The 2,500-nt window shown below is 54.1% G+C and carries 1 rRNA gene (cut by a window edge); it reads left to right on the top strand.

From position 1 onward, the window contains the following. Window positions 1–2,500 (top strand): 23S ribosomal RNA (locus C1713_RS01070) (its annotated part extends 376 nt beyond the left edge of the window); the annotation flags it as partial.

Below are 2,500 nucleotides of genomic sequence, written 5' to 3'. Positions count from 1 at the left end.
TGAAAAGCGGGCAGGAATCCAGAGTACCACAGGGCACGAGGAACCCGGTGGGAAGCAGGGTGGACCACCATCCAAGGCTAAATACATCGAAACGACCGATAGCGAAAAGTACCGTGAGGGAAAGGTGAAAAGAACCCCGGGAGGGGAGTGCAATAGAACCTGAAACCGTATGTCTACAAACAGTCGGAGCACTATACATGTGCGACGGCGTGCCTATTGAAGAATGAACCGGCGAGTTAATTTATGCTGCGAGGTTAAGCGGGAGACGCGGAGCCGAAGCGAAAGCGAGTCTTAAGAGGGCGTCAAGTAGCATGGATTAGACCCGAAACCACAGTGATCTATGCATGTCCAGGTTGAAGCTCAGGTAAAAATGAGTGGAGGACCGAACCCGTGCGTGTTGAAAAACGTTGGGATGAGGTGTGCATAGGGGTGAAATGCCAATCGAACGTGGAGATAGCTGGTTCTCCCCGAAATAGCTTTAGGGCTAGCCTCAGGCGAATAACCATAGAGACGGTAGAGCACTGATCGGGCAAGGGGGCGTAAAGCCTACCGACCCCAGTCAAACTACGAATGGCTCATATGGGCAGCCTGGGAGTCAGAATGCGAGTGATAAGACCCGTATTCAAGAGGGAAACAGCCCAGACCGCCGGCTAAGGTCCCAAATGCTGTGCTAAGTGGAGAAGGATGTAGGACTTCGAAAACAACCAGGATGTTGGCTCAGAAGCAGCCACCATTAAAAGAGTGCGTAATAGCTCACTGGTCGAGAGGCCCTGCGCCGAAAATATCCGGGGCTCAAGCACAGAACCGAAGCCGCGGCAGGGTGTACAACGGTACACACTGGGTAGGGGAGCGTTCTTATCTGGACGAAGGCAGACCGGAAGGACTGCTGGACGGGTAAGAAGTGAGAATGCCGGTATGAGTAGCGAAACGACAGGTGAGAATCCTGTCCACCGAAAGCCTAAGGAATCCCGGGCAACGCTCGTCGTCCCGGGGTAAGTCGGGACCTAAGCCGAGGCGAAAAGCATAGGCGATGGACAACTGGCGAAAATTCCAGTACCGGGCGACTTCGTTTGAGGATGGAGTGACGCAGGAAGGAAGCTGAGCGCGCGAATGGTTGGGCGCGTCGAAGGCGGTAGGCTGGTATGGAGGCAAATCCCCATACTGCAAGGCCGAGAACCGATAGATAGGAAAGACTACGGTCAATCTGAATTCAGCTGCACTACACTGCCAAGAAAAGCTTCTAACGAGAAGTCGTCCGCCCGTACCAAAACCGACACAGGTAGGCGGGGAGAGAATCCTAAGGTGCGCGGGAAAACCCTCGTTAAGGAACTCGGCAAAATGCATCCGTAACTTCGGGAAAAGGATGGCCGATGGTGGTGAAGACATTTACTGTTGGAGCTGTTGTCGGCGGCAGAAAAGAGGCCCAAGCGACTGTTTACCACAAACACAGGTGCCTGCGAAAGCGCAAGCTGAAGTATAGGTGCTGACGCCTGCCCGGTGCAGGAAGGTTAAGGAGAGTTGTTAGCCCTTGAGGTGAAGCAGCGAACTGAAGCCCCTGTAAACGGCGGCCGTAACTATAACGGTCCTAAGGTAGCGAAATTCCTTGTCGGGTAAGTTCCGACCCGCACGAAAGGCGTAACGATTTGGGCACTGTCTCAACGAGGGACCCGGTGAAATTGAAATACCTGTGAAGATGCAGGTTACCCGCGACTGGACAGAAAGACCCCATGGAGCTTTACTGCAGCTTGGCATTGGTCTTTGGCATATAACGTACAGGATAGCCGGGAGACTGGGAAGTCATATCGCTAGATGTGATGGAGTCACCGTTGGGATACCGGCCTTTATATGCTAAGGATCTAACCGGAACATTAACCGTGTTCGGGACAGTACCAGGCGGGCAGTTTGACTGGGGCGGTCGCCTCCGAAAGAGCAACGGAGGCGTCCAAAGGTTCCCTCAGCGCGGACAGAAATCGCGCGAAGAGCATAAAGGCAGAAGGGAGCTTGACTGCGAGACTGACGGGTCGAGCAGGTACGAAAGTAGGGCTTAGTGATCCGGTGGAAAGAGAGTGGAATTGCCATCGCTCAACGGATAAAAGCTACCCTGGGGATAACAGGCTAATCTCTCCCAAGAGTCCATATCGACGGGGAGGTTTGGCACCTCGATGTCGGCTCATCACATCCTGGGGCTGAAGCAGGTCCCAAGGGTTGGGCTGTTCGCCCATTAAAGTGGTACGTGAGCTGGGTTCAGAACGTCGTGAGACAGTTCGGTCCATATCCATCGCGGGCGCAAGATACATGAGGGAGGCTGCTCCTAGTACGAGAGGACCGGAGTGGACGGACCAACGGTGTACCGGTTGTCCTGCCAAGGGCACGGCCGGGTAGCTGCGTCCGGAAGGGATAAACGCTGAAAGCATCTAAGCGTGAAGCCCGTCCCGAGATGAAGTATCTCATTCCTAAAAGGAAGTAAGACCCCTTGAAGAAGACAAGGTAGATAGGCTGG

It is taken from the genome of Centipeda felix (assembly GCF_900186465.1).
Lineage (GTDB): Bacteria > Bacillota > Negativicutes > Selenomonadales > Selenomonadaceae > Centipeda > Centipeda felix.
The sequence above is the reverse complement of the archived record's forward strand: the minus strand, read 5'-3'. Positions and strand labels throughout refer to the sequence as shown.